Source organism: Streptomyces vietnamensis (assembly GCF_000830005.1).
In the GTDB taxonomy this organism is placed as follows: domain Bacteria; phylum Actinomycetota; class Actinomycetes; order Streptomycetales; family Streptomycetaceae; genus Streptomyces; species Streptomyces vietnamensis.
Genome location: NZ_CP010407.1, coordinates 7,945,122 through 7,970,294 on the forward strand (window position 1 = coordinate 7,945,122; position 25,173 = coordinate 7,970,294).

Below are 25,173 nucleotides of genomic sequence, written 5' to 3' on the forward strand. Positions count from 1 at the left end.
CCCCAGGCCGCCGGCGTCCCACGGAAACATCCGATCACACCCGAAGAAGGAGACCGTCATGACGGAGTACGACATCGATGCCCTGCAGGTCCTGCCCGAGGAGGTCCGCACCGAGGACGCCCGTGGCGAGGAGCACGCCGCCGCGCTGATCACCGCCTGCCGCTGGCTCACGAGCGGCTGCTGACGGACCACCGTCAGGGGAGGGGCCGGCATCCAGGCCGGCCCCTCCCCCCGGAGGCACGACCGTAGACTCGAAGTATGACCAGGCTGACGGGCAGGGCCCTGCGGGTGACGGTCTTCGTGGGAGAGAGCGATCTGTGGCACCACAAGCCGCTCTACACCCAGATCGTCCGCCGGGCGCGCGAGGCGGGCCTCGCCGGCGCGAGCGTGTTCCGCGGCATCGAGGGCTTCGGCGCCTCCTCCCTGATCCACACCCAGCGGCTCCTCTCGCTGAGCGAGGACCTCCCCGTGGCCGTGGTCATCGTCGACACCGAGCAGAAGATCCGCGCCTTCCTGCCCCGGCTCGACGAGATGGTCGACGAGGGCCTGGTGATCCTCGACGACTGCGAGGTCGTCCGCCACGTCGGCCGGGAGAAGGCCGCCTGAGCCCGCGAACCGGCGCACCGCCCTACGATGGCCCGATGCGCGAGGCCGCCCCCGAGCCGTACTGGAACACCAACGTCGCCCGGCACGCGGGCATCCTGCGGGCCGTCCCGGAGGGCTGCGGCGATGCCCTGGACATCGGCTGCGGCGACGGCCTGCTCGCGCGGAAACTCACCGCACGGGCACGGCACGTCACCGGGATCGACCTGTCCCCGGACATGATCGCCCGCGCCCGCGGGTCCTCCGACGGCCGTCCGGAACCCGCCTTCGTGGAAGGCGACTTCCTGACCGCGGACCTACCCGCCGAGGGCTACGACTTCATCTGCTCGGTGACCACCGTCCATCACATGGACCTCGGGGCCGCCCTGAACCGCATGCGTGAACTGCTGCGTCCCGGCGGCACGTTGGTGGTGGTCGGCCTGGCCCGTGACGCGGGCGTCGCCGACTGGACGGCGAGGATCGCCGCCGCCCCGGTCGTCCGGATCACCAAGGTGCTGCGCGGCGCGCGCGATCCGGAGGGCATGCCCGTCGCCGAGCCGCGGACGAGCTACGGAGAAGTGCGCGCCGTGGCGCGAGGACTGCTCCCCGGCGTGCGGTATCGCCGGCACGTGCTTCGCCGGTACTCCCTGACCTGGGAAAAGCCCGTCACGAGGGCGTGATCGCCGAGATGCCCTTGCGGAGGTCCTCCGCGTTCATGACCGGCGAATAGTAGACCTTGGCGCCGGCTTCCATGAAGAACGGTGCCGAGATCTTCGGCATCAGGGAGGGGTCGGCCATGTCGAAGAAGATGTAGCAGGTCCGACAGCCGTTCTCGACGGTGAAGTAGGCGGCTTCCGCGTCGAGCTCCTCGACCGTTCCCTCCATGAGCTTCAGCAGCCTGCCCTGCTTGATGGCCTCGTTGGAGGCCTGGGTGTCCAGTTCAACCTTCAGCAGCATGCGCATGACGCGGCCTTTCCCGACCGGGCGGGCGCTCCGTTCAGGGCGCCCGGGCCCCGGACGCACTCAGTTCCAGCGTCCTCCTTCCCTTCCGGCGGGACCACTCGGCAGAGGTGCCGGTCGGGAAGGCTTCGTACGCGCCCTGACGCCTGCCGACGGGGAAGCGCCCCTCCCTTACCGCCCCCGGGCGAGGAAGGCGGGCCGCAGCGACGTGTCCACCGGGTCGTAGTACCGGTGGAAGACCGGAGTCGTGGAGCCGGACACGGGTGGGACGATCCAGCTCCAGTCGGCCGGCACGGGCCTGCCGTGCCGGCTCTCCTGGGCGATGTGCCGCAGGAACCGCTCGGACTCGGTGTGATGGTCCGCCATCGTCACCCCGGCCCGCTGGAAGGAGTGCAGCACCGCCACGTTCAGCTCGACGAGCGCCCGGTCCCGCCACAGCGTCCGCTCCGAGGAGCGGTCGAGGCCGAGGCGGTCGGCGACCACCGGGAGGAGGTCGTACCGCTCGGCGTCGGCGAGGTTGCGGGCGCCTATCTCCGTCCCCATGTACCAGCCGTTGAAGGGCGCCGCCGGATAGCGGACCCCGCCGATCTCCAGCGTCATGTCGCTGATCGCCGGCACCGCGTACCAGCGCAGCCCCAGCTCCGCGAACCACCCGTGGTCCGGATGCCGGAGCGGCACCTCCATGACGGAACCCTCCGGCACCTCGTACCACTCCGGCAGCGCGCCCGGACGCTCCTCCACCATCAACGGGAGCACCTGGAAAGGGTCCTCGTCCCGCTTCCAGCCGAGGCCGCGGGCGCGGGCGGTCGACGCGGCGCCGCGCGGGTCGCCGATCCAGCGGTCCTCGGGGGTGCGGTGCCCCGCGTAGCGGACCAGCTGGTCGTTGACGATCCGCGGCGCGGGACGGCCCGGCCGGTCGGGGGCGAACACCGAGATCACCGGGCGGATCCGGCCGCCGTTCCCGGCGAGCCTCAGGTGCTCGAAGCAGTGGGCGGCGATGTCGTCGGCCGCCGTGACGTCCCGCAGGTCGCGCACCACGAGGCTGCGCCAGTAGAGCCTGCCGATGCAGCGGGCCGCGTTGCGCCAGGCGACGCGGGCGCCGAAGGAGAGCTCGTCCGGGGTGTGCGCGTACGTACCGGTCCGGTCGATGTCGGCGAGCACCTCCCGGACCCGGCGCTCCACGTCCCCGGCGTCGGGCTGCTCGTGGTGGAACTGCCGGACGAAGCTCTCCGCCTCCCGACGGTCCGTCACGGGAGACGCGTGTGTGTGCGGTGGTACGGCCCACCCGCCGGGCGGGGGTACGGGCGCGGGCGTGAACGGACAGGCGCTGACGGTGGCGGCCTTGCGGCGGCGCCCCAGACTGAAGACCAAGGTGACTCCTCCCGCCCCCATGACTACCGCACGCATCCGCACGGTTGTGGAGAGTAGGGGGAGTTCCGGATGGGGAGGGCGCCGCGCTGGTAGGGTGCGCGGCGCCCGGAACCCCGGCGCCCGGAATTCCGGGGCTCGGAAGCCCGGAGACCGGAACCCCGGGGCTCAGAGCCCCGCGACCTTGGACGTCGCCGTCAGTTCGTAGACGAGGGTGACCGTACGGCGGCCGCCGGGCGGAAGCGCGACGTCCCAGTGGACGATGCCCTCGTCGTCGACCGTGTCGGGCGCCGGGGAGCAGGCCTCCTTGCGCAGGCGCACCTCCACCGCCGAGACCTCGGAGACGGGGATCCGCTCCCGGAGGGCGATCAGCCGGTCGCCTTGCTCCCCGGGCGGCGAGAACCGGGACAGGTGCAGCCGGACCGTGCGGGTGACCACCGTCCGCTGGGCGAGGCCGGTGGTGTCGCGGGACTCCTCGGCGTACCGGACCACCCGGTGGTCGTCGCGGCTGCCGAAGGCGAGCTCGACGGCGGCGCCGGGGGCCGCGAAGTCCAGCGTGCCGCGGCCGGTGAATCCGCTGCCCCGGACCAGGTCCACGGGCCCGGCGAGCAGCGCGTGGCCGGACAGGTTGTCGAAGCGCACCACCTGGGTGACCAGCGGGGACAGTTCGGGCGAGCAGGCGTACTCGCTGCGCGCGGCCGTCGTGAACGAGGAGAGCGGCACCCGGTGGGCCCGGCCGTCCCCGGGCACGGAGACCGGCGCGGGGGAGTGCAGGACCCGCGCCTCGCCGCCGTCGTCCACACCCGGCAGGCCGACCACCGGGGCCGGGCCGAGCGTCGAGATCTCCTCCTCGCGCAGTTCGACGTCGATCGTGCGGCGCTCCGCCGCGGTGCGGTCCTTGAGCGTCAGCCGGTCCTCGACGAGCCGCGGTGGCTCGGTGGCGAGCGCCGACCGGGCGGTCGACAGCGTCAGCCGTACGTCCGACCAGTCCTCGCCGGTCCGCTGCCAGACCACGGCGTCGGTCTCCAGGGTCAGCGAGTCCCCGTCGAGCACGGCCCGGTAGGCCGGCCGCCACAGCGCGCACGGGGTGAGGTGGCTCAGCCGCAGCCGTACGGGTCCGGCGGCCGCGGCCTCCACGGTCAGCTCGACATGGGCGACCAGCTCGGCGGGCTCCTCCTCGGAGAGCTCCCTCGCCCGCCGGATGTCGGCCAGTTCGGCGCCGAGGGCCGTCAACCGGGCCTCCGCGGCGCGGAGTTCCTCGCCGTACGTGTCGCGTTCGGCGTCCACGCGGTCCAGTTCGCGGCCCCAGCGGGGCCCTTCGGACTCGCCGAACCCGGCGCCCTCGCCGATCTCCCGCAGCAGATCGCCGGCGAGCCGGCCGAGCACGTCGAGACGGGTCCGCAGCCGGTCGCGGCGCTGTTCCACGGCGAGGCGCTCCTCTTCGAGGGCGTGCTCGCGGTGGCGGAGGGCGGAGTCCTCCTCGGCGGGCCGGCCCGGTCCGCGGGGCGTCCAGTCGCGGACGATCCGCACGTCGAGCACGGCGGCCGGATGGTCGGAGGTCAGTTCGGCGTGCAGGGTGCGGTCGACGGCGAGCGCGCCGACCGGGCCGAGGCGCAGGCGCTGGACGCCGGCCTCCAGGTCGAGCACGGCGGTGCGCTCGATGTGGGCGCGGTCCTCCAGGCAGGTGACGGCGGTGACGGGAAGGGCGATCGGCGGAAGGTCCGTGGACATGGTGGGTGTCAGCTCCTGCGGTTGCCGTCGACCAGGGCCTTGCCGGCCGGGATGCGGATCTCGTAGCCGCCGTCGAGCGCGGCGGTGCCGCCGGCGGGCAGTTCCACCCGCCAGACGCGGGTGCCCGGGGCGTGGTGCTCCGGCGCGATGCCGTCCTCGGGTGCCGTCCAGTCGGCGCGCTCCTCGATGCGGACGTCCGGCTCGGAGGAGACCGGCACCCGCTCGTGGACCTCGACGGTGACGGGCCCCGCGAGCCGGTTGGCCAGCTCGACGTGGACGCGGTGGTCGAGCACGGTGACGTTGTTCCGCAGGCCCGCCGTCGACTCCTTGAGGTGCGTGCGGCGGGTGACACGGATGCCCTCGGCGACCCCGAGTCCGAGGCGGCGGACCGCGCCGGGCGCGAGCGTGGGCAGGGCGGCGGTCAGCAGGTAGTCGTCGTCGACGGTGACCTCCACCGGGCCGGCGAGCAGCGCCTGACGGGTGGTGTTGGAGACCGCGAGGGAGGCGTACACGGTCTGCTCCACGGACGGCACGCAGATGTGCTCGGTGTGCAGGACGACCGGGATCTCGCCGACGGTGACGGTGTGCCAGGTGCCGTCCGAGGGCACGTCGGCACGGGCGGCGGCGTCGAAGCGGTGGTCGAAGGAACCCGCCGACGTGCGGGGGCGCACCGCGTGCTTGGGCAGCGGCAGCCCCGCCACCGCCTCGGCGCGGCGCCGGTACTCGTCGGCCACCGCGTCGGAGGAGGAGCCGGGGAACAGCCGGCCCCGACGGGCGCCCGGCTCCTCGGGCCCGGCCAGCACGAGGGCGGCGTAGTCGAGTTCGGCACCGCTCGGCTGCGGCGGGCCCGCCGCCGGTGGCGGCGGTGGCGCCGCCGCGCCCGGAGCCACGGGAGCCTGGGGCGCGGCGGCCTGCGGCGGGCGTGACCCGAAGCCGGGCCTGCCACCACCGGCGCGCGGCCGGCCGGCCGGTCGCGGCGCCGCGGCCCGTGCGACGTCCGGCGTCCCGCCCCCGAGGAACTCCGGGGCGGCGCCGTACGCGGCACCGGGCTGCGGCGGCCCGGTGAACGCCGGGGGCGGGGGCGGGGGCGGTACGGAAGCGGGCGCCGCCACGGGAAGGGCCGCCGAGCCGGCCACGGCGCCCCCCACCGCGTAACCGCCCCGGAGAGGTGCCGGGCCGGCCGCCTCGTACCCGCTGAACAGGTCGGCGAGCCCCGACGGCGGTTCGCGCCAGCCGGACGGCGCGGGCGCGGACTGGCGGCGTCCGATCCGGATCGAGCGGAGCGCCGGGAGATCGGTGCGGCGCCGCAGATCGGCGGTGGCCAGGGCGACGCGCACCCCGGTCCAGTCCTCGCCGGTGCGCTGGGCCACCGAGGCGCGCAGCACCAGACGGCCGCCGCTGTCGCCCTGACGGTGGGTGAGGCGGTACGTCGGCACCCAGACGGCACCCGGAACGCCGTACTCCAGCTCCAGTTCCACTTCCTCCGCCTCCGTCGTGCCGTCGAGGGTCAGGACGGCGCAGACCGTGGTCTCGACATGGGCCGACGGCGCGTCGGTGGAGGCGCGGTCGAGCCTGTCGCAGGCCACGTCGAACTCGTGCTCGACGCGCAGGAGTGCCTCGTCGAGCTCGGCGAGCCGGGCGTGCAGCCCGGTAAGGCGTTCGTCGACGAAGTCCGCGAGCTCCAGCCACGCGTCGACCGGGGTGCGGCGGTGCGGGTCGTCGCGCTTGCGGTTCGGCGCAATGGGCCGCAGGGCACCGACCTCGGCGATCAGGCCCTGCTGCCGGTCACGGCGCGCCCGCGCCGCCGCGCGGGCCTCGCGCAGCCGGTCCACCTCGCGCCGCAACGCGTCGGGCGCGCCCGTGGCGCCCGGCTCCGCCTCGACCTCCACGCGCGCCTCGGTGACCCGCGCCCCGGAGGCGCCCAGGACCCGGGCCCGCAGCGAACCCGGGTCGAGCGAGCGGGGCAGCCCCGTCACCCGCACCCGGCCGTCCGGCGGCACGGTGCCCCGGGCCAGGCGCCGGCAGAGCGCGCCCTGCGCGTACACCACGACCGAGTCGAGGGTGGATCCCCACCTCCGCGCCGTTCCGTCTGCCATCTGCGCCCCCGCCCCGTCCCCGTCCCGTCTCCGTCGACCGAAGCCTACTTCCCGGCTACGACAGCGCCAGAGCCGCTTCGACCTCGCCCGCCAGGGCGACCGGGTCACCGGACGGGGCCGTCGGGTAGGCCTGGTGGCCGTGGGCCCAGGCGTCCTCCCGGGCGAACCAGTCGACGGCGACCGGCGCCGTGTCTTGGACGAGCGCCGTGTCGAGCCCCGCGAAGTACGCGGCCCAGCGCGGCGCGTACACGTCCCGGACGAGACCGGCCCACTCACGGTTGGCGTAGTCGTGCAGGCCGCCGGTCTCGCTCGGCCCCCGGTCGGCCCAGGTGGTGAGGATCGAGCGGGCGTCGTACTCGAGCCGGTCGCGCTCCTCCGCGTCGGCGCCCCAGGAGCGGGCGTCGGCGAGCCACGGACCGAGCAGGAAACGACGGTCGGAGGCGACGAGCCGCCCGAGCAGTTCCTCGTCGGCGTTCCACTCGCGCACCAGCTCCCGGAAGCCCTCCAGATCCTTCGCCTCGTACGCCGCCTTGATCCGCGGCAGCAGGACCCGGCCCCGGTTGGTGAGCGCCTGGCGCGCCACGTCCACCACGTCGTAGCGGTACGCGTCCGAGGTCCGCAGCGCCGGGGCCACCTTGAGCAGCTCCGACAGGGCACGCTCCACCGTGCGGGCGTCGTACCGCATGGCGCTCGGGCTCCAGCGCGCCGCCTTCGCCGCCGTCAGGCTCGGCCGTGCCGTGAAGAGGCTGTCCTGCGGCTCGCTCCACGTACCGGAGGCCCCGCTGTACGGGCCGAGGCGCAGCTGCTCCCACGCGGCGGCCGCGTGCGGGTCGGCACCGCCGTAGCGCCGGGCCGCGTACCCGGCGAACCAGGCGCGCCGGTCGACCGGGCCCGGCTCCCAGGCGAGTTCGGTGAACAGGTCGAACGCGGCGGGGTTCCCGCCGGTGCCCTCCGGAAGCCAGGCGATGCCGCGCAGCGCGCTGTCGGGCCTGGTCAGCCAGGTGTGGAAACGGTCCGTCCACACACCGGTGTTGGCGCCCAGGCTGGTGTGGCCGCCGAAATTGGCGATCGCACCGAAGGCGTACGGCGCACCGCCCCACTGCTTCTCGCGGTCCAGCCCCTCGTACCGGTCGGAGAGGCCGTCGACGATCAGCACCCGGCTCCGGTCCACACCGTCCAGGAGCCTCGCGGAAGGGTTGTTCTGCCAGCCGAGCATGACCCAGGTGGCACCGGGGTGCGCCGCGTCCAGGGCCCCCTGGACGGCCTCCGCCGCCCGCGTGACGTCGACGGGACCGGGGGTGCCGCCCTCGTGCAGCAGGTCCATCTTGAACGTGTCGCTGTCACCGAACCGGTGCCGCTGCACCCGGTAGTAGGCGGCCGCCAGCTCACCGAAGACGGGCCCGGTCGGATCCAGCCAGTCGGGCCGGGCGAACCCGACCCACTTGCCCTGCGGGACGGTGACCGCGCCCGGGTTCCGGGCGGCGAAGTCCGGCGGCACCGTGCCGAAGAAGCCCGGCAGCACGGGAGTCATCCCCAAGGCGCGCAGGTGCCCCGCGATCCGGCCGCCCAGCGTCGCCCGGGCCTCGATCAGCCGCTCGGACACCGGCCCCCCGAAGCCCGACATGTTCTGCAGCAGCCACCAGGCCTGATGCGCGGGACCGGGGATCCAGGCACGCAGCTCCGCCGCGTCGTAGCCGAACCCCTGGAGCGCCCGGTAGTACGGGTACTCGGCCCCGGTCGGCACGAAGACCTCGTTCACGCCGTGCAGCGCCATCAGGTCGATGTCGCGCCGGTACGAGGCGAAGTCGCGGTACGCGCCGGAGTAGCCCTCGTCGGTGTCGTTCAGGGCGTAGCGGTGGGGCACGGCCGCCGACCGGGTGATCGTGCCGGAGACGGCGGGGAGCGTGTCCGGCAGTCGGCCGACGCTGTCGCCCGGCCAGCCGATGTCGACCCCCGCGACCCGCTCCAGGTACCAGCCCACCCCGGTGAGCAGCGTGGCCGGCGAGGTGCCCCGCACCCGGATCGCGCCCGCCTCGCCGGAGACCGAGAAGTAGTCCCCGGTGTCCGCTTCCTCGACGGGGACCAGGGTGAACTGGGCGGCCCTCGAGTCGAGCAGGCGCTCCAGGGCCGCCCGGGCGGGCCTGGGGTCGAAGGCGGGCGCGGCGGCGGCACCCGACGGGGCCGGCACGCCGGGCGCGGCGGCGGTCACGACGGCGAGCACCGTGACGAGGAAGGTGTTGCGGCAACGACGGATCAGGCGGCTGCCCATCTGGCTCCCTGCTCGAACGCGACGACGGCGGGGGCCTGTCCTTCGGATCAGGCCGGGGCGACCACTTTCCGACCCCCCGCCTCCTCGGCCACGCAAGCGGAGCCGGGGACCGACGGCGCTCATCCTTGCGGGTGCGCGCGTTCGAGTCGAGGGTGCGAACCGAGCCGGGTTCCGGGCGGGACACCCCCGCACCTCCACTTCGGCGAGGTGGGAGCGCGGTGTACCTGACAGGCCGGGCGGCCTGGCAGACTTCGGCCCGCACGGTCGTCCCGTCCTCACCACCCCTGGAGGTCCCATGGCGCAGCGGCCCGGTCACCCGGCCCGCCCGAGCGGGAAGGCCGCGCGATGACGCTGTGCCGTACCCGGCGTGCCGATCCGACCGCGCTCGTCGTCCGCAGCGCGCCCGCCGTGCCCACCGCCGCCGTGCTGCTGCTCCACGGCGGCCGCGCCGAGGGCCCCGAGCCGCCGCCCGCCCTCAACCTGCCCGCGCTGCGCATGCGCCCCTTCGCCGGTGCCGTGACCCGGGCCGTCCGGGGCCGGGGGGTCCTCGTCGCCGAGGTGCGCTACCGCCACCGCGGCTGGAACGGAGCGCGCGCCGACGCGGCCCGGGACGCCGAGGTCGCGCTCGGGCGGCTCCGGGAGCTGGCCGGGCCCGTGCCCGTCGTGCTCCTCGGCCACTCGATGGGCGGCCGGGCGGCCCTCCGCGCGGCGGGCGACCCCGCCGTGCGCGGGGTCGTCGCGCTCGCGCCGTGGTGCCCCACCGACGAGCCCGTGGACCACCTCGGCGGCCGGCGCCTCTACCTGCTCCACGACGAGACCGACCGGGTCACCTCGGCCCGGCAGTCCTGGGAGTTCGTCCGCCGGGCCCGGGAGGCGGGCGCCGACGCGGCGGGCATCCCGATGCCGACCGGCGGCCACGCCATGCTCCGGGGCGCGGACCTCTGGCACCGGCGCGCGGCCGAACTCACCGCGGCGCTCCTCTCGCACGGCTGAGACCGGCGAACGACCTGACGGATTTCCCGGCCGGCGGGACGGTCCACGCCCGGAGGTTCACGGACCGTCCCGCCCTGAGGTGCGCGGACCGCCCTGCCCGGAGATTCGTGGACCATCCCGCTCTGAGGCGCGCGGATCGTCCCGCCCTGAGGCGCGTGGACCGTCACGCCCGGCTCAGCGGACGTCGGGCCGGGAGTCCAGGCCGAGTACGGCCGTGAGGGCCGCCCGCAGCGCCGATTCCGGGTCCTCCGACGTGCCCTCGGACCGCCAGGCGACGAATCCGTCCGGACGGACCAGCACCGCGCCGTCCGCCGTGACGCCGTGGGCCTCCGCCCAGTTCTCGCCGTCCACGGGGGAGAGCTCCGCGTCCGGCCCGTCGCCGATCCGGTACGAGTCCAGGGGCACCGCCAGGCGCTCGGCGACGTGCGCGGCCGCGGTGTGCCAGCTGCCGATGGCCCCCGCCGAACTCAGCAGCACCGGGTGCCGCTCGTACAGGTCCAGGGTGGAGATCCGCCCACCCGCGCGGTTCAGCCACAGGTGCGGCGCCCGGCTGCCCGGCTCGCCCGTCAGACGGAGCCCGTCCGGCACGACCGGCACCGCCGGGTCCGCGCCCAGGACCGCGCCCTGCGGATAGCGGTAGCCGAGGGCGACGTTGAGGATCCCGCCCCGCTTCCCGCCCGCGCCCGGCCCGGGGGCGTACCCGGGGTGGCTGTGCTCGACCGAACGCGACGAGGCGCGGGCGCTCGTCGCCTCCGCGACGGGCCGGCGCTCCGCGTCGTACGAGGCGAGCAGGTCGGGGCCGGCCCAGCCGCCGAGTACCGCCGAGAGCTTCCAGGCGAGGTTGTGCGCGTCCTGGATGCCGGTGTTGGAGCCGAAGGCCCCCGTGGGCGGCATCTCGTGGGCCGAGTCGCCGGCGAGGAACACCCGCCCGTCCGCGTACCGTTCGGCGATCCGCTCGGCCGCGTGCCACGGGGCCCTGCCCGTGATCTCCACGTGCAGATCCGGGACGCCCACGGCGCGCCGGATGTGCTCCCTGCACCGCTCGTCGGTGAACTCCTCGAGGGTTTCGCCGTGTTCGGGGTGCCAGGGGGCGTGGAAGACCCACCGCTCGGCGTTGTCCACCGGCAGGAGGGCCCCGTCGCCCTCCGGGCTCGTGAGGTAGCAGACGATGAAGCGCCGGTCGCCGACGACGGCCGCCAGGTCACGGGACTCGAACGTGATGCTCACGTTGTGGAACAGGTCGCCCGGGCCGGTCTGCCCGATGCCGAGCTGCTCGCGGATGGGGCTGCGCGGGCCGTCCGCCGCGACGAGGTAGTCCGCCCGGATGGTGGTGTGCTCGCCGGTCTCCCGGCTCTTGACCCGCGCGGTCACCCCTTCGGCGTCCTGCTCGAACGACATCAGCTCGGTCGAGTACCGCAGGTCCCCGCCCAGCTCCCGCGCGCTCCGCAGCAGCACCGGTTCGAGATCGTTCTGGCTGCACAGGCACCATTCGGCGGGGCTGAAGCGCGCCAGGCCGCCGCCCGGGTCGATGTGCCGGAACAGCCATTCGCCGGCATCGCCCACCAGGGTCGGCGTCTGCAGGATCCCGTTGTTCGCCGACAGGATCTTCGCGGCCTCGTGGATGCGCTCGCGGACACCGGCGCTGCGGAAGACCTCCATCGTCCGCACGTTGTTCCCGCGTCCGCGCGGGTGGACCGAGGTGCCCGCATGGCGCTCGACGAGCGTGTGCGGCACGCCGAGACGTCCCAGGAAGAGCGAGGTGGACAGGCCCACCAGAGAGCCGCCCACGATGAGGACGGGCGTGCGGTGTCTGTTCTCACCGGTCGCTTCGCTTCGGTTCATCGATGGCCTCCAGCGTCACCGGTGACGCGGGTCGGGGATGGGATGGACATGCCTGCCCTCCCGAGCCCCCGACCGTGCGCGGAGGGCACCCGAATGACGCGCGGTTCACTCATCCGCCCCGTGGGACTCGCGTAGAACGTGCGCCCGAGCCAACGTTCGGTACATGACGACCCCGGCCCTGCCGGCCCGGCGGTCCTTCCCCCGCTCCCGCAGACGAGAAATGAGGTGCGCCGTATGACCAGCACGACGACCAGCAGGGCGCGTATATCGCAGTCGGTGTTCGACGGGTCCAGGCTGCGGGTGATCCTGCTGCTCGACCTGTACGACGGAGCCCAGCAGCAGTTCCTCGAAGCGTACGAGGTCATGCGCAAGCAGGTGGCCGGCGTCCCCGGCCACATCAGCGACCAGCTCTGCCAGTCCATCGAGAACCCTTCGCAGTGGCTCATCACCAGTGAGTGGGAGAGCGCCCCGCCCTTCCTCGCCTGGGTGAACAGCGAGGAACACGTCGAGATGGTCAAGCCCATGCACAGCTGCGTCCGGGACACCCGGTCCATGCGCTACAGCATCCTCCGGGAGACCGGCGCACAGCGGCCCCTCACACCGGAGACGGCCGCAGGCGAGCAGGTGGCGGCCCGCGTGGGCGACGGAGTGACCCGCCACGCGCTCACCTTCACCGTCAAGCCCGGCTCCGAGTCGAAGGTCGCCGAGCTCCTGGCGGGCTACGAGTCGCCCGAGGCCCAGGTCGACGAGAACACCCGTCTCCGCCGCACCTCGCTGTTCATGCACGGCAACCGCGTCGTGCGGGCCGTCGAGGTGGAGGGCGACCTCCTGTCCGCCCTGCGGCACGTCGCCCGGCAGCCCGGGGTCCGGGCCGTCGAGGAGGCCATCAACCCCTACCTGGAGCAGGACCGGGACCTCACCGACCCCGAGTCGGCCCGCGTCTTCTTCACCCGGGCGGCCCTCCCGGCCGTGCACCACGTGGTCTCCGCCCGGCCCGAGCCGGCCGGCCTGCGGCGCCACGCCCTGTACTACCCGGCCAAGGAGGGCCGCGGCACGGACCTGGCCCGGCTGCTCGCCCAGCAGGACGCCGAGGCGGCGGTCGATCCCGACAGCCCCGTGTACGGCAGCACCGTCTTCCAGCGCGACGACGTCGTGGTGCGGCTCGTGGACGTCGAGGGCGAACTGGACCTCGACCCCGTCGCCGCCCTCGGCGTCAAGGGCGCCAGGAAGGCCAAGGTCCTGGAGCGCCTCCTCGACGGCGCCGCGATCGGCGTCGAGGGGTCCCTGGACAACGAACGCAACCTCAACCGGCTCCTGTCGCACGCCGACATGCTGCCCGTCACCGACCGCCGCGCGGCCGACTCCTGAGAGGACGGCACCGGGGCCACCGGCCGTACCGCTCCCGGGAGACCGGCCCCGGCCACCGGCCCCGACCGTCCGTCACATCTCATCGCAACACTCGGAGGTATCAACCATGCTCGAGCAGACTCGGCTCATCGTGAACCTGAGCGACACGGAGCCCAACCGCAGACGCGGGGGTGACGTGCGGGCCATGCTCACGCCCGCCACGGTGAAGTCGACCAGCGGCTTCATGGGGATGGCCATCGCCCAGCCGGGCGAGTGCATCGCCGAGCACTACCACCCGTACTCCGAGGAGTTCGTGTACGTCGTCTCGGGCCGGTTCGAAGTGGACCTGGACGGCGAGACGCACCCGCTCGTCCCCGACCAGGGCCTCCTGATCCCCATCGGCGTCCGGCACCGCTTCCGCAACGTCGGCGACGTGGAGGCCCGCATGGTCTTCCACCTGGGGCCGCTCGCCCCGCACCCGAGCCTCGGCCACGTCGACACGGAGACCGCCGAGGAGGCCGCAGCGAAGGCCGTCGAGGGGGCCCTCGAGTGACCCGCCGCGTGGCCGTCACCGGCATCGGCGTGGTCGCCCCGGGCGGCGCCGGAACGGCGGCATTCTGGGACCTCCTGGCCCAGGGACGTACGGCGACCCGCGGCATCACCCTGTTCGACCCGGTCGGTCTGCGCTCCCGCATAGCCGCCGAGTGCGACTTCGACCCGTACGCCCACGGTCTGCCACCGGATCTGGTCCAACACGCCGACCGGTACGTCCAGTTCGCCGCCGTCGCCGCCGGAGAGGCCGTACGCGACTCCGGGCTCGACACCGCCGGCGAGGACTCCTGGCGCGTCGGCGTCAGCCTCGGCAGCGCCGTCGGCGGCACCACCCGCCTGGAACACGACTACGTGCAGGTCAGCGCGGGCGGACAGCGGTGGGACGTGGACCACCGCGCCGCCGACCCGAAGCTGCACCTGGCGTTCTCGCCCAGCACGCTCGCCGCGGTGGTCGCCGAACAGTTCGGGGCCCGCGGCCCGGTGCAGACCGTCTCCACCGGCTGCACCTCCGGCCTCGACGCCGTCGGCTACGCCTTCCACACCATCGAGGAGGGCCGGGCGGACGTCGTCATAGCCGGGGCGTCGGACTCGCCGATCTCCCCGATCACCATGGCCTGCTTCGACGCCATCAAGGCCACGTCCCCCGACAACGACGACCCCGAGCACGCCTCCAAGCCCTTCGACAACCGCCGCAACGGCTTCGTCATGGGAGAGGGCGCGGCGGTCCTCGTCCTGGAGGAGTACGAGCACGCCAGGGCCCGGGACGCGCACATCTACTGCGAGATCAGCGGCTACGCCACCTACGGCAACGCCTACCACATGACCGGTCTGACCGGTGAGGGACTCGAGATGGCCCGGGCGATCGACACCGCGCTCGCCCAGGCCAGGCTCGACCCCACGTCGATCGACTACGTCAACGCGCACGGCTCGGGAACCCGCCAGAACGACCGGCACGAGACCGCCGCCGTCAAGCGGTCCCTGGGCTCCCACGCGTACGACACGCCCATGAGCTCCATCAAATCCATGGTGGGCCACTCGCTCGGGGCGATCGGCGCGATAGAGGTCGCCGCCTGCGTGCTCGCCCTGCAGCACCAGGTGGTGCCCCCGACCGCCAACTACGAGATCCCCGACCCCGAGTGCGACCTGGACTACGTGCCGCGCACCGCCCGCCCCCGGAAGCTGAGGAACGTGCTCTCCGTGGGCAGCGGCTTCGGCGGTTTCCAGTCCGCCGTGCTCCTGACCGGGCCGGGCGGGAGGACACGATGAGCACACAGCGGTCGCCGCGGGCGGTCGTCACCGGCATCGGTGTGATCGCCCCCAACGGACTGCGTACCGACGCCTACTGGAAGTCCGTACGGGAAGGCCTCGGCGTTCTCGGCCGGATCACCCGCGAGGGCTGTGAACACCTGCCCCTCAAGGTCGCGGGCCAGGTCGAGGGCTTCGACGCCTCGGCCCTCATCGACGAGCGCTTCCTCGTCCAGACCGACCGGTTCACCCACTACGCCATGGCGGCGGCCTCCCTCGCCCTCGACGAGGCCGGCCTCGGCCACGACGAAGGACCCGAGGAGCCCTTCTCCATCGGCGTCGTCACCGCCGCGGGATCGGGCGGCGGCGAGTTCGGCCAGCGCGAGCTGCAGAAACTGTGGGGACAGGGCTCCAAGTTCGTCGGCCCGTACCAGTCCATCGCCTGGTTCTACGCCGCGAGCACCGGCCAGATCTCCATCCGGCACGGCTTCAAGGGCCCGTGCGGGGTGGTCGCCAGCGACGAGGCCGGCGGCCTGGACTCCCTCGCCCACGCGGCCCGCGCCGTCCGGCGGGGGACCGGCGCGGTCGTCGTCGGAGCAGCGGAGGCGCCCCTCGCCCCGTACTCGATGGTGTGCCAGCTCGGCTACCCCGAGCTCAGCACCGTCGACGACCCGGACCGCGCCTACCGCCCCTTCACGGCGAAGGCCTGCGGTTTCGTCCCCGCCGAGGGCGGCGGCATGCTCGTCGTCGAGGACGAGACCCGCGCCCTCGAACGGGGCGCGACCGTACGGGCCACCATCGCCGGCCACGGCGCCACCTTCACCGGCGCCTCACGCTGGAACGAGTCCCGGGAGGGACTCGCCCGCGCCATCCGGGTCGCCCTCGACGAGGCCGACTGCGCCCCGGAGGAGATCGACGTCGTCTTCCCCGACGCCCTCGGCGTACCGGAGGCGGACCGCGCCGAGGCCCTCGCGATCGCCGACGCCCTGGGCGCGCACGCCACGCGCGTCCCCGTGACGGCCCCCAAGACCGGCTACGGCCGGGCCTACTGCGGGGCCCCCGTACTGGACACCGCGGCCGCCGTGCTCGCCATGGAACACGGCCTGGTGCCCCCGACCCCCAACGTGTTCGACATCGACTGCGACCTCGACGTGGTCATGTCCGCAGCCCGGCCCGCCGAGCTGCGCACGGCCCTCGTCCTCAGCAGGGGACTCATGGGATCCAACGCGGCGCTCGTCGTGCGCCGCGGTGGCGGACTCGCCCGCTAGACCGGGCGAGGAAGGAGAAACAGATGATCACCACGGAACTCACCTTCGGCGAACTGGCCACGCTGATGAAGCAGTCGGCCGGCGTCACCGTCGACCCCACCCGGCTGGAAGAGTCCCCCGAGACCCCCTTCAACGAGCTCGGCGTCGACTCGCTCGGCCTGCTCGGCATCGTCGGCGAGCTGGAGAACCGGCACGGCAAGTCGCTGCCCACCGACGCCGAACGCTGCAAGACGCCGGCCGAGTTCATCGCCCTCGTCAACAACGCCCTCGCAGGAGTCTGACGTGTCCGGACACACCGACAACAGCATCACCATCGACGCCCCCCTCGACCTCGTCTGGGACATCACCAACGACATCGAGAACTGGCCACAGCTCTTCAGCGAGTACGCCTCCGTCGAAGTCCTCGAACGGAAGGGCGACACCACCAGGTTCCGCCTGACCATGCACCCGGACGAGAACGGGAAGGTCTGGAGCTGGGTGTCGGAGCGCACCGTGGACCGGGAGAACCGGAAGGTGCGGGCCCGCCGTGTGGAGACCGGCCCGTTCGCGCACATGAACATCGCCTGGGAGTACACGGAGCTGCCCGGCGGCGTCCAGATGCGCTGGGTCCAGGACTTCGCGATGAAGCCCGACGCCCCCGTCGACGACGCCTGGATGACGGACAACATCAACCGCAACTCCCGCATCCAGATGGCCCTCATCCGGGACCGTCTCGTCGAGGCCGCGCGCGAGCGCCGGACCGCGCCGGTCACGCCGGCCTGACGGCCCAGAAAGGAAACCGATGCACCACGCACTGATCGTCGCCCGCATGGCGCCCGGCTCGGCGCCCGCGATCGCGGACGTGTTCGCCGACTCCGACCGCGGCGAGCTGCCGCACCTGGTCGGGGTCGCCCGGCGCAGCCTGTTCCAGTTCGGCGACGTCTACCTGCACCTGATCGAGTCCGAGCAGGACCCGGCGCCCAACGTCGCCAGGCTGGCCGGACACCCCGAGTTCCGCGGCGTCAGCGAGCGTCTGTCGGCGTACGTCAGCGCGTACGACCCGACGACCTGGCGCAGCCCCAAGGACGCCATGGCGCACTGCTTCTACCGCTGGGAGCGTGACGCCGGCTCCTGAGCCGGGAACCCGGTGAAACCCGAGGCCGCCCGCCCCGCGACAGACGCGGAGCGGGCGGCCTGAGTTTTCCGGCCGGCCGGATCAGCCGGGCACGGTGCACTCGAAGGCGTGCAGGTACGCGTTGACCGGGCGGATCTCGCCGATGACGAGCCCGGCGGCCGTGAGCCGTTCCACCATGCTCTGCCGGGTGTGCTTCGCACCGCCGACGTTGAGCAGCAGCAGCAGGTCCATGGCCGTCGTGAACCTCATCGACGGGGTGTCGTCCACGAGGTTCTCGATGACGACGACGCGGGCGCCGGGCTGCGCGGCCTTCCGGACGTTCGCCAGGCACCTGCGGGTGCTGTCGTCGTCCCACTCCAGGATGTTCTTGATGATGTAGACGTCGGCCCGCACCGGGATGTCCTCCCGGCAGTCCCCGGGCACGATGCGCACGCGGGAGGCCAGCGAGCCGTTCTCCCGCAGCCGCGGATCGGCGTTGCCGACCACCGCCGGCAGGTCGAGCAGCGTGCCGTGGAGCGAGGGGTGCTTCTCCAGGAGGCTCGCCAGGACGTGGCCCTGACCGCCGCCGATGTCCGCGACCGAGGACGCCCCGCGCAGATCGAGCAGTTCGGCGACGTCCTCGGCCGACTGCCTGCTCGACGTGGTCATGGCCCGGTTGAACACGTACGCGGACTCGGGCGCGTCCTCGTTGAGGTACGAGAAGAACTCCCGCTCGTACACGTCCTCGAAGACGTTGCGGCCGGAGCGCACGGCCTCGTCGAGCTTGGGCCAGACGTCCCAGGTCCAGGGCTCGGTGCACCACAGCGCGATGTAGCGCAGGCTGTGCGGGTCGTCCTCGCGCAGCAGCCGGGACATCTCCGTGTGGGCGAAGGTGCCGTCGGGCTGCTCGGTGAAGACGCCCTGGCAGGACAGGGCGCGCAGCAGGCGTCGCAGGGTGCGCGGTTCGGTCTTCACCGCGGCCGCGAGGTCCTCCACGGTCATGGGCGCGTCTCCCAGCGCGTCGGCCACGCCCAGGCGGGCGGCCGCGCGCACGGCGGCGGCGCACGCCGCGCCGAAGACGAGTTCTCGCAGCCGCATGGGCGGCGGGGGAGCGGAATCGACGGTCGTCATCTGTTTCGCCTTGCCTTTGCTGTCGTGCCGTAGGGGTGGGGGAGGGGAGAGGGGGTCAGCACATGCCCGCGGGCTCGGAGACGCCGCAGGTGTTGTGGCGGAAGGTGTTGGTCTTGCCGATGTCCCGGTTCGCCAGGTCGGCGGTGCCGTTGCGCAGCACCACGTTGTCGTGGATCTCGATCCGCTCGTTGGGGACGCCCACGAAGCTCTTGAAGAGCACGATGCCGCCGGACAGCGGCGAGTTGCCCACGTTGTCCTCGACCCGGTTGTGCGCGACGACCGTGTCCTCGGCGCCTGTGACCACGATGCCCGAGCCCTGGAGGAAGGGCAGGCGAGGGGTCTTCGGGCACAGCTTGTTGTTCTCGTGGATGTCGTTCTGGCGCAGGGTCATCGCCCCGGCGCGCGGCGTGGACTCGTCGCCGACCACGAACACGGCGGCGCAGTTGCCCGTGGCCTCGTTGTGGTCGACGGTCAGGTTCCGCAGGCGCCGCACGGTGATGCCGATCCGGTTGCCGGACACGCGGTTGCCGCTGACGACCGTGCCGTCGGTGTCGGTGGCTCCTCCCTCCTCGGTGACGGTGTTGGCCAGGAACAGGCCGGCGTCCCCGTTGTTCCGGGCGGTGTTGTGGCGCAACACGCCGCGTACGGAACGCTCTTGGGCGATGCCCCAGGTGCCGTTGGACTCGGCGGTGACCCGCTTGACCTCCAGGCGGTCGGTCCACTTGGCCCACAGGCCGTTCTTGGCGAAGCCCCGGAGGGTCAGCGAGCGCACGGTCACGTTCTCGACGGGACGGTCCGCGGTGCCGGTGACGCAGATGCCGTTGCCCGCCCGGGCGCACGTGTCGGTGCCGGGGGTGGCGGCGGGCACGATGACGGTGGGGAAGACGGTCGAACCACGGAGCGTCAGGTTCGAGGTGGTGATGTGGACGCTCTCGCGGTACGTGCCCGGGGCGAGGACGATCGTGTCGCCGGGGCGCGCGGAGTCCACGGCCTGCTGGATCGATTCGCCCGGTTTCACGCGGTGCACCGACCAGCTGCCGGCCGACGGTGCGGCGGCGCCGAGTCCCGAGGCCGTGAGGGCCGCGGTGCACGCCAGGAGGGCGATCTGTCGTTTCGTCATATCGCGAAGTTATGAGCGCGTGTTCCGGCCCGCCACCGCTGATCCCCCGGGTGGGCCGGGGCCGACCGAGGGCCCCTGCCGCGGGGCCGTACGGGCACTGGTCCGTTCGCGTGCCGGGCGGGATCACCCGTAGGGACGCACCTCCACCGCGGTGACCTGCTGTCACGGGTCCGGACGGTGGCGTGAGTGAGCCCGGCCGGAGGACGGCCGAACGTGCTCCCCCGGTTGCGGGGGTCACGCACCGGGCTTTGCCTCGTGCACGGAGCACAGCACGGGTGCCGCGCTAAGGAGCCGGCCGGAAAGCTCCACCGAAGGAGAAAGCATGCGTCGCGCACGTATCGGTCTGCAGGTCAGCCTGATCGTCGGTGCCGTCGTCCTGTCCGCCCCCTCGGCTCTCGCCGCCGAGGACCCCGATGTCCGGATCACCCCGCAGAACGCGGCTCCCGGCACCACCGTCACCGTCAGCACCACCGCCTGCGGGAAGGAGACCTACGGCAAGGGGGAGTCGGAGGTGGGCGGCAAGTTCCACCTGCTGCCGGGTGACCGGAAGGGCGTCCTGGTGGGCGAGTTCGTCGTCCCGGACGACGCCTCCGGTACGGACACCATCACCCTGAAGTGCCCGCCGCGGATCAAGCAGACCGTCACGTACCGCATCTCCGGCCGGCCCCACGGCGGCGTCGAGGCCGGCTTCGGCTGGGCGGCCCGCGCCGTGGGTTCCGCCGGGACCGCCGTGGCGTCCCGCCCCGCCGGACCCGCCGCCGCGGCCGGTGCCGCCGGGACCGCTGCCGCCGGCTCCGCCGTGACCGTCGCGGAAGCCGGTACGGACTCCCTGCGCATCCCGCTCGCCGCGGGCGGCGGCCTCCTGCTCGCCGGAGCCGTCGCGGGCGGCGCGATCCACCTGCGCCGGCGCGCGAGGGGAGCCCGCACCCCGGCCTGACGGACGACCGGACGCAGCTGCCCCCGGCCCGGCGCACATGTGTGCCGGGCCGGGGGCATACCCATCACCACGGACGCCAGAATGTGATCGGTCCCGCACATTTCCGTTCGGCGAATGGTCGTTTTATAGGTCGGCAATGACCGCTGGAGGCTGTCCTTCCAGCAAGGTCACATGGCGAACCCGAACTGACTATGCTCCCCGATGTGTTGCGCCGCGCTCACAGCGAGTCACCGTCGGCGCGACGCATCACCTCAGTCCGTTCATTTCAGACGGTTTAGGGACCCCTTGATGGTTCGTGCAGGTTCAATTCCCAGATCCCGGCCGACCGCGGCCGCCCGGGTGTGGCTCCTCCCCCCCGGAATTCTGGCCGTGGCCTCCGTAATAGCGTTGCTCTTCTCCTCCGCGGAGATACGGACACCGGTCGCCTGGTGCGGACTCGCCGGGGTCCTCCTGACGGTCGCCACCTCGGCCATCGCCGCGCGCCGAACCCGCGCGGCGGAGGCGCAGCGGCACACGCGGGCGAGGGTCGAGGCGGCGGAGCAGCACGCCCAGCGCGAGGCCGCGCTGCTCACCCGCCTGGACGACCAGCGGACCACCGTCGCCTGGCTCGCCGAGGAGCTCCTCCCCGCGGCCGTCGCCCGACTGCAGAAGGGCGACTCCTCCTCCGAGATCCTGCGGGCCGTCACCTTCGGCAAGCACATCGACCCCGACTACGCCGAGGCGCTCAGGGAGGCCCTGCGGACCTCCCTGGAAGCCGTGGAGGCCGAGGAGAACACCAGGGACGCCTCCCAGCGGGCCCTCGTGGCGATCGCGCGCAGGGTCCAGGCGATCGTGCACCAGCTCGCCAAGGACCTCCACGCCATGCAGATCCTCCACGGAAACGACCTCGTGGTCTCCCGGGGCCTGCAGGAGGTCGACCACCGCAACGCCCTGATCGGCCGCCTCGCGGCCAGCGTCGCGGTCCTCGGCGACGCCCGGCCCGGCCGCCAGTGGTCGAAGGCGATCCCGCTCTACGACGTCCTGCGCGGGGCCATGTCACGCATCGTGGACTTCCCCCGGGTGAAGCTGACCTCGATCGCGGAGGTGGCCGTGATCGGCCCCGGCGCCGAGCCGCTGATGCACCTCCTCGCCGAACTCCTCGACAACGCCACGACGTTCTCGCCGCCCCACACCCCCGTGGAGGTGACCGCGAGCGAGGTGCCGACCGGCATCGCGATCGAGATCGAGGACCGCGGGATCGGACTCACCGAAGAGGTCCGGCAGCGCGTCGAACGCGTCATGGCGCAGTCGCAGACCGGCGTCAACCTCTCGGGCCTGGGCGAGCTCACCCAGATCGGCCTCCCGGTCGTCAGCCGACTGGCCCGCCAGCACGGCTGCGACGTCGACCTGCGCATCTCCGCCTACGGAGGCGTACGGGCCGTGGTGCTCGTCCCCCGGGACCTGATCACCACGGTGCCGCCGTCCGCCCTGAAGCTCCCGCAGCACGCCCGACGGCGTACGGGCGGGCCGGTCCTGCCCCGGCCCACGCCGGCGCCCGACGCCACCGCGGAATCCGTCGAGGTCAGGAAGACCGCCAACGGACTCCCGCAGCGACGCCGGGAGTCGCCCGGGCCCGCGCTCCCGCAGCGACGCCGCGAGTCGCCCGTACCGATCCCGATCGTCCAGACCGGGCCCGCGCCCTCCGCCGACACGGCGGCCTCCCGGGGCACCTCCGGCCGTCACCGCGAGCCGGGACTGATGTGGGAGGCCTTCAACGCCGACAGAGGCGACAGGAGTCCGGTCGCCGCCCCTTCCCTTTCCCCCAGCGAGCCGTCAGATGAGGACGAGTAACATGCAGCCACTGCCGAACATGGACTGGATCCTCACGGACCTGCTGGGCGAGGTCCCGTACGTGCGACACGTGGTCGCCCTGTCGTCGGACGGCCTGTGCATCGGACAGGCGAACACGGCCCCCGACACCGCCGACGCGATCGCCGCCGCCTGCTCCGGCATCCAGAGCCTCGCGCGGGCCATCGCGCAGATGTTCCCGGAGGGCGACGGATCGACGCACATGGTCGGGATCGAGGCCGACGGCGGGTACTTCTCCCTGATGGCGGCCGGACCGGGGGCCTACCTCGCGGTCCTCGCCGACCAGGAGGTGGACGCCGGACTCCTCGGCAGCCGCATGCGGACGCTGGTCACCCGGATCGGTCACTACATGACGAGCCCGCCTCGTGAGGACGTCGGGCAGGCGATGTGACATCGGAGAACCAGGACCCCTGGAATGAAGGCAATCCCGTCCCGCTCTACGTCATTACCGGCGGCCCGGACTCCGCGGCCGGAGCTTTCAACCTGGTCACGCTCATCGCGACGCGGTCCGAACCCGACCCCGCCATGCAGCCCGAGCAGGCGGCCGTCCTCACCCTGTGCACGTACCCGCTCTCGGTGGCCGAGCTCTCCGCGTACCTCAGCCTTCCCTTCAGCGTCGTCACCACGCTGCTCTCCAAGCTCGTCGAGGAGGAGCGGGTCGAGGCCATCGCGCCCGTGCCCGTGGCGGCCTATCCCGAACGCGGCCTACTGGAGGCGGTGATCCATGGACTACGCAAGCTCTGACGTACTCGATGCCGGCCGGCGCGACATCGACCTGCCACTGCCCCACGGCGCCAGGGGGGTGAAGGTCGTGGTCGTCGGCGGCTTCGGAGTCGGCAAGACGACCATGGTCGGGGCGGTGAGCGAGATCCCGCCCCTGACCACCGAGGAGACGATGACGCAGGCGGGCGTCGGCATCGACGACAACCCCGGCGCCCGGGGCAAGAAGACCACGACCGTCGCGATGGACTTCGGACGGATCAGCATCAACCAGGAGCTGATCCTCTACCTGTTCGGGACCCCCGGACAGGAGCGCTTCTGGTTCCTGTGGAACGGCATCTTCGAAGGCGCGCTCGGCGCCGTGGTCCTCGTCGACACCCGCAGGATCGAAGTCTCCTTCGAGGTCATCACCCGACTCGAAGACCGCCGCGTCCCGTTCGTCGTGGCCGTCAACGCCTTCCCGGAGGCCCCGCAGTACCCCGTAGCAGATCTGCGCACCGCTCTGGCCCTCAGCAACTCCGTGCCCATCGTCACCTGCGACGCACGGAACCGGGCGTCCTGCCGCGACGCCCTGCTCTCGCTGATGGACTACCTGTGCACCCTCGCCGCCGCCCAGGAGACCGCATGACCGTCCCACCCACCGAACACGCCACCGCACAGCCCGGGGCGATCCCGCCCCCGGGCTGCCCGGCCCACATCGGCGACGGCCCCGGCGGGGCCACCCGGCTCTTCGGACCCGCCGCGGAGACGGACCCGATGGGTCTGTACGAGCAGCTGCGCGCCGCCCACGGTCCGGTGGCGCCCGTCCTGCTCGACGGCGACGTCCGCGCCTGGCTCGTCCTCGGGTACCTGGAGAACCGTGACGTGGCCAGCCGCCCGACCCAGTTCTCCCGCGACCCGCGCGTCTGGCACGGCTGGCGCAGCGGGGAGATCGACGCCGCCACCTCCCCGCTCGTCCCGATGATCGGCTGGCGTCCCGACTGCGTCTGCGCGGACGGCGAGGAGCACCAGCGGCTGCGCGGCGCGGTCACGGCCGGCCTCGGCCAGTTCGACCACCGCGGCCTGCGGCGCCTCATCACCCGCTTCGCGCACGAGCTGATCGACACGTTCTGCGAGCGCGGCGAGGCGGAGCTGGTGGAGCAGTTCGCCGAGCACCTGCCCATGCTCACCCTGACCCATCTGCTCGGGATGTCGGACGAGTCCGCCCCCAAGCTGGTGCACGCCGCCCGCGACCTGTTCAAGGCCACTGAGACCTCGCTCGCCAGCAACGCCTACGTCCTGGAGTGCCTCGAACAGCTCGTCGTCGAGAAGCACAGCCGGCCGGGCCAGGACATCGCCTCCGCGCTGCTCGCCCACCCCGCGGGCCTCAACGACGAGGAGGTCCAGCACCACCTGCGGCTGATCCTGCTCGCCGGCTACGAGACGACCGCCAACCTCATGGCCAACGTCCTGCGCATGGTCGTCACCGACCCCCGGTTCCGCGGTTCCCTCGCGGGCGGCCAGATGACCCTGCCGGAGGCGGTGGAGCAGGTCCTCTGGGACGAACCGCCGCTGATGGTGTGCCCGGGCCGCTGGGCCAACGGCGACACCACCCTCGGGGGCCAGCAGATCAAGGCGGGCGACATGCTCCTGCTCGGCCTGGCGGCGGGCAACGTCGACAAGACGATCCGCCCGACCGCCGACACCCCCGTGCACCACAACCGCGCGCACCTGTCCTTCAGCGCCGGCACGCACGAATGCCCGGGCCAGGACATCGGCCGCATCATCGCCGACGCGGGCATCGACATCCTGCTCACCCGGCTTCCCGACGTCGCCCTGTCCGTCCCCGAGGAGAGCCTCAGCTGGCGTTCCTCCACCTGGGCCCGGCACCTCACGGCCCTGCCCGTGGAGTTCCTCCCGCGCCCCCCGCAGGCCGACGACCTCCCGGCCCCGCTGCCGGCCCCGCCGGCCCGGAGCGGGAGGAGCCCCGCGGTGGCCCCGCCGCCGGTCACGGACGCGCCGGCGGGAGGACCTGCGCCCCGGGTCTCGTGGCTGATCCGCGTCAAGCGCTTCCTGGGCTGGGGATAGGCGC

The 25,173-nt window shown here is 73.1% G+C and carries 25 protein-coding genes; 17 read left to right on the forward strand and 8 right to left on the reverse strand.

Translation table 11 applies throughout. The annotated features are described in order from the left end of the window. Positions 1–58 precede the first annotated feature (58 nt). The 3 genes from SVTN_RS46275 to SVTN_RS35430 all read left to right on the forward strand — a co-directional run bounded on the left by SVTN_RS46275 (position 59) and on the right by SVTN_RS35430 (position 1,262). Positions 59–184 carry a hypothetical protein gene (locus SVTN_RS46275; protein WP_255325155.1) on the forward strand — a complete coding sequence of 42 codons (126 nt, stop codon included), beginning with the start codon at positions 59–61 and terminating at the stop codon, positions 182–184. Between the two features lie 74 nt (positions 185–258). Continuing rightward, positions 259–606, forward strand: coding sequence for a DUF190 domain-containing protein (locus SVTN_RS35425; RefSeq protein ID WP_041132753.1), 348 nt, complete (start codon positions 259–261; stop codon positions 604–606). A 35-nt stretch (positions 607–641) separates the two neighbouring features. Next, the gene (locus SVTN_RS35430) at positions 642–1,262 is read left to right on the forward strand and encodes a class I SAM-dependent methyltransferase (RefSeq protein WP_041132754.1); all 621 of its coding nucleotides are present in this window, start codon (positions 642–644) and stop codon (positions 1,260–1,262) included. Here the strand turns inward: SVTN_RS35430 and SVTN_RS35435 are convergent. The 5 genes from SVTN_RS35435 to SVTN_RS35455 form a co-directional block, all read right to left on the reverse strand. After that, positions 1,249–1,545, reverse strand: a complete 297-nt coding sequence (locus SVTN_RS35435) for a hypothetical protein (protein ID WP_041132755.1) — start codon at positions 1,543–1,545, stop codon at positions 1,249–1,251. The genes SVTN_RS35430 and SVTN_RS35435 overlap by 14 nt on opposite strands. A 168-nt stretch (positions 1,546–1,713) precedes the next feature. Beyond that, complete coding sequence (locus SVTN_RS35440) at positions 1,714–2,934, reverse strand: nitric oxide synthase oxygenase (protein WP_078908633.1); 1,221 nt, start codon at positions 2,932–2,934, stop codon at positions 1,714–1,716. A 144-nt stretch (positions 2,935–3,078) separates the two neighbouring features. Further along, positions 3,079–4,641: a mucoidy inhibitor MuiA family protein gene (locus tag SVTN_RS35445; protein WP_041132757.1), complete on the reverse strand. Its 1,563-nt coding sequence runs from the start codon at positions 4,639–4,641 to the stop codon at positions 3,079–3,081. Positions 4,642–4,649: 8 nt separating this feature from the next. Beyond that, complete coding sequence (locus SVTN_RS35450; protein ID WP_052499489.1) at positions 4,650–6,737, reverse strand: DUF4139 domain-containing protein; 2,088 nt, start codon at positions 6,735–6,737, stop codon at positions 4,650–4,652. Positions 6,738–6,792: 55 nt separating this feature from the next. Next, complete coding sequence (locus SVTN_RS35455; RefSeq protein WP_052499490.1) at positions 6,793–9,006, reverse strand: alpha-N-acetylglucosaminidase; 2,214 nt, start codon at positions 9,004–9,006, stop codon at positions 6,793–6,795. Positions 9,007–9,351: 345 nt separating this feature from the next. Between SVTN_RS35455 and SVTN_RS35460 the strand changes: the two genes are divergently transcribed. Next, positions 9,352–9,999, forward strand: a complete 648-nt coding sequence (locus tag SVTN_RS35460; RefSeq protein WP_107072779.1) for an alpha/beta hydrolase — start codon at positions 9,352–9,354, stop codon at positions 9,997–9,999. Between the two features lie 174 nt (positions 10,000–10,173). On the opposite strand, the gene SVTN_RS35465 is transcribed toward SVTN_RS35460, so the two are convergent. Continuing rightward, a complete protein-coding gene (locus tag SVTN_RS35465; RefSeq protein ID WP_041132759.1) occupies positions 10,174–11,841 on the reverse strand; it encodes an FAD-dependent oxidoreductase in 1,668 nt (555 codons plus the stop codon). 234 nt (positions 11,842–12,075) lie between these two features. On the opposite strand from SVTN_RS35465, the gene SVTN_RS35470 reads away from it, so the two are divergent. The 7 genes from SVTN_RS35470 to SVTN_RS35500 all read left to right on the forward strand — a co-directional run bounded on the left by SVTN_RS35470 (position 12,076) and on the right by SVTN_RS35500 (position 17,367). After that, positions 12,076–13,209 (forward strand): SchA/CurD-like domain-containing protein, encoded by a 1,134-nt coding sequence (locus SVTN_RS35470; protein ID WP_041132760.1) that lies wholly within the window; start codon positions 12,076–12,078, stop codon positions 13,207–13,209. Positions 13,210–13,315: 106 nt separating this feature from the next. After that, positions 13,316–13,741 carry a cupin domain-containing protein gene (locus SVTN_RS35475; RefSeq protein ID WP_041132761.1) on the forward strand — a complete coding sequence of 142 codons (426 nt, stop codon included), beginning with the start codon at positions 13,316–13,318 and terminating at the stop codon, positions 13,739–13,741. Beyond that, positions 13,738–15,006 carry a beta-ketoacyl-[acyl-carrier-protein] synthase family protein gene (locus SVTN_RS35480; protein ID WP_041132762.1) on the forward strand — a complete coding sequence of 423 codons (1,269 nt, stop codon included), beginning with the start codon at positions 13,738–13,740 and terminating at the stop codon, positions 15,004–15,006. Before SVTN_RS35475 ends, SVTN_RS35480 begins: the two co-directional genes overlap by 4 nt. Next, positions 15,003–16,253, forward strand: coding sequence for a ketosynthase chain-length factor (locus SVTN_RS35485; protein ID WP_041132763.1), 1,251 nt, complete (start codon positions 15,003–15,005; stop codon positions 16,251–16,253). Before SVTN_RS35480 ends, SVTN_RS35485 begins: the two co-directional genes overlap by 4 nt. A gap of 23 nt (positions 16,254–16,276) precedes the next feature. Continuing rightward, entirely contained in the window at positions 16,277–16,534 is a 258-nt protein-coding gene (locus tag SVTN_RS35490; protein ID WP_041132764.1) for an acyl carrier protein, read from the forward strand. A 1-nt stretch (position 16,535) separates the two neighbouring features. After that, positions 16,536–17,015 carry an SRPBCC family protein gene (locus SVTN_RS35495; RefSeq protein ID WP_041132765.1) on the forward strand — a complete coding sequence of 160 codons (480 nt, stop codon included), beginning with the start codon at positions 16,536–16,538 and terminating at the stop codon, positions 17,013–17,015. Positions 17,016–17,034: 19 nt separating this feature from the next. Beyond that, positions 17,035–17,367, forward strand: coding sequence for a TcmI family type II polyketide cyclase (locus tag SVTN_RS35500; RefSeq protein WP_030690533.1), 333 nt, complete (start codon positions 17,035–17,037; stop codon positions 17,365–17,367). Between the two features lie 81 nt (positions 17,368–17,448). Here SVTN_RS35500 and SVTN_RS35505 read toward each other — a convergent pair whose 3' ends face one another. Together SVTN_RS35505 and SVTN_RS35510 are read right to left on the reverse strand one after the other, a co-directional pair. Continuing rightward, entirely contained in the window at positions 17,449–18,477 is a 1,029-nt protein-coding gene (locus SVTN_RS35505; RefSeq protein ID WP_041132766.1) for a methyltransferase, read from the reverse strand. 55 nt (positions 18,478–18,532) lie between these two features. Then, complete coding sequence (locus SVTN_RS35510) at positions 18,533–19,597, reverse strand: right-handed parallel beta-helix repeat-containing protein (protein ID WP_041132767.1); 1,065 nt, start codon at positions 19,595–19,597, stop codon at positions 18,533–18,535. Positions 19,598–19,919: 322 nt separating this feature from the next. On the opposite strand from SVTN_RS35510, the gene SVTN_RS35515 reads away from it, so the two are divergent. The 6 genes from SVTN_RS35515 (at position 19,920) to SVTN_RS35540 (ending at position 25,169) form a co-directional block, all read left to right on the forward strand. Beyond that, positions 19,920–20,534 (forward strand): hypothetical protein, encoded by a 615-nt coding sequence (locus tag SVTN_RS35515; RefSeq protein ID WP_041132768.1) that lies wholly within the window; start codon positions 19,920–19,922, stop codon positions 20,532–20,534. A 369-nt stretch (positions 20,535–20,903) separates the two neighbouring features. Then, a complete protein-coding gene (locus tag SVTN_RS35520; protein WP_245727760.1) occupies positions 20,904–22,364 on the forward strand; it encodes a sensor histidine kinase in 1,461 nt (486 codons plus the stop codon). A gap of 1 nt (position 22,365) precedes the next feature. After that, positions 22,366–22,773: a roadblock/LC7 domain-containing protein gene (locus tag SVTN_RS35525; RefSeq protein ID WP_245727761.1), complete on the forward strand. Its 408-nt coding sequence runs from the start codon at positions 22,366–22,368 to the stop codon at positions 22,771–22,773. Beyond that, a complete protein-coding gene (locus tag SVTN_RS35530; protein WP_041132769.1) occupies positions 22,770–23,126 on the forward strand; it encodes a DUF742 domain-containing protein in 357 nt (118 codons plus the stop codon). The genes SVTN_RS35525 and SVTN_RS35530 overlap by 4 nt, the downstream gene beginning before the upstream one ends. After that, positions 23,107–23,730: a GTP-binding protein gene (locus tag SVTN_RS35535; protein WP_041132770.1), complete on the forward strand. Its 624-nt coding sequence runs from the start codon at positions 23,107–23,109 to the stop codon at positions 23,728–23,730. The genes SVTN_RS35530 and SVTN_RS35535 overlap by 20 nt, the downstream gene beginning before the upstream one ends. After that, positions 23,727–25,169: a cytochrome P450 gene (locus SVTN_RS35540; protein WP_052499492.1), complete on the forward strand. Its 1,443-nt coding sequence runs from the start codon at positions 23,727–23,729 to the stop codon at positions 25,167–25,169. Before SVTN_RS35535 ends, SVTN_RS35540 begins: the two co-directional genes overlap by 4 nt. Positions 25,170–25,173 lie beyond the last annotated feature (4 nt).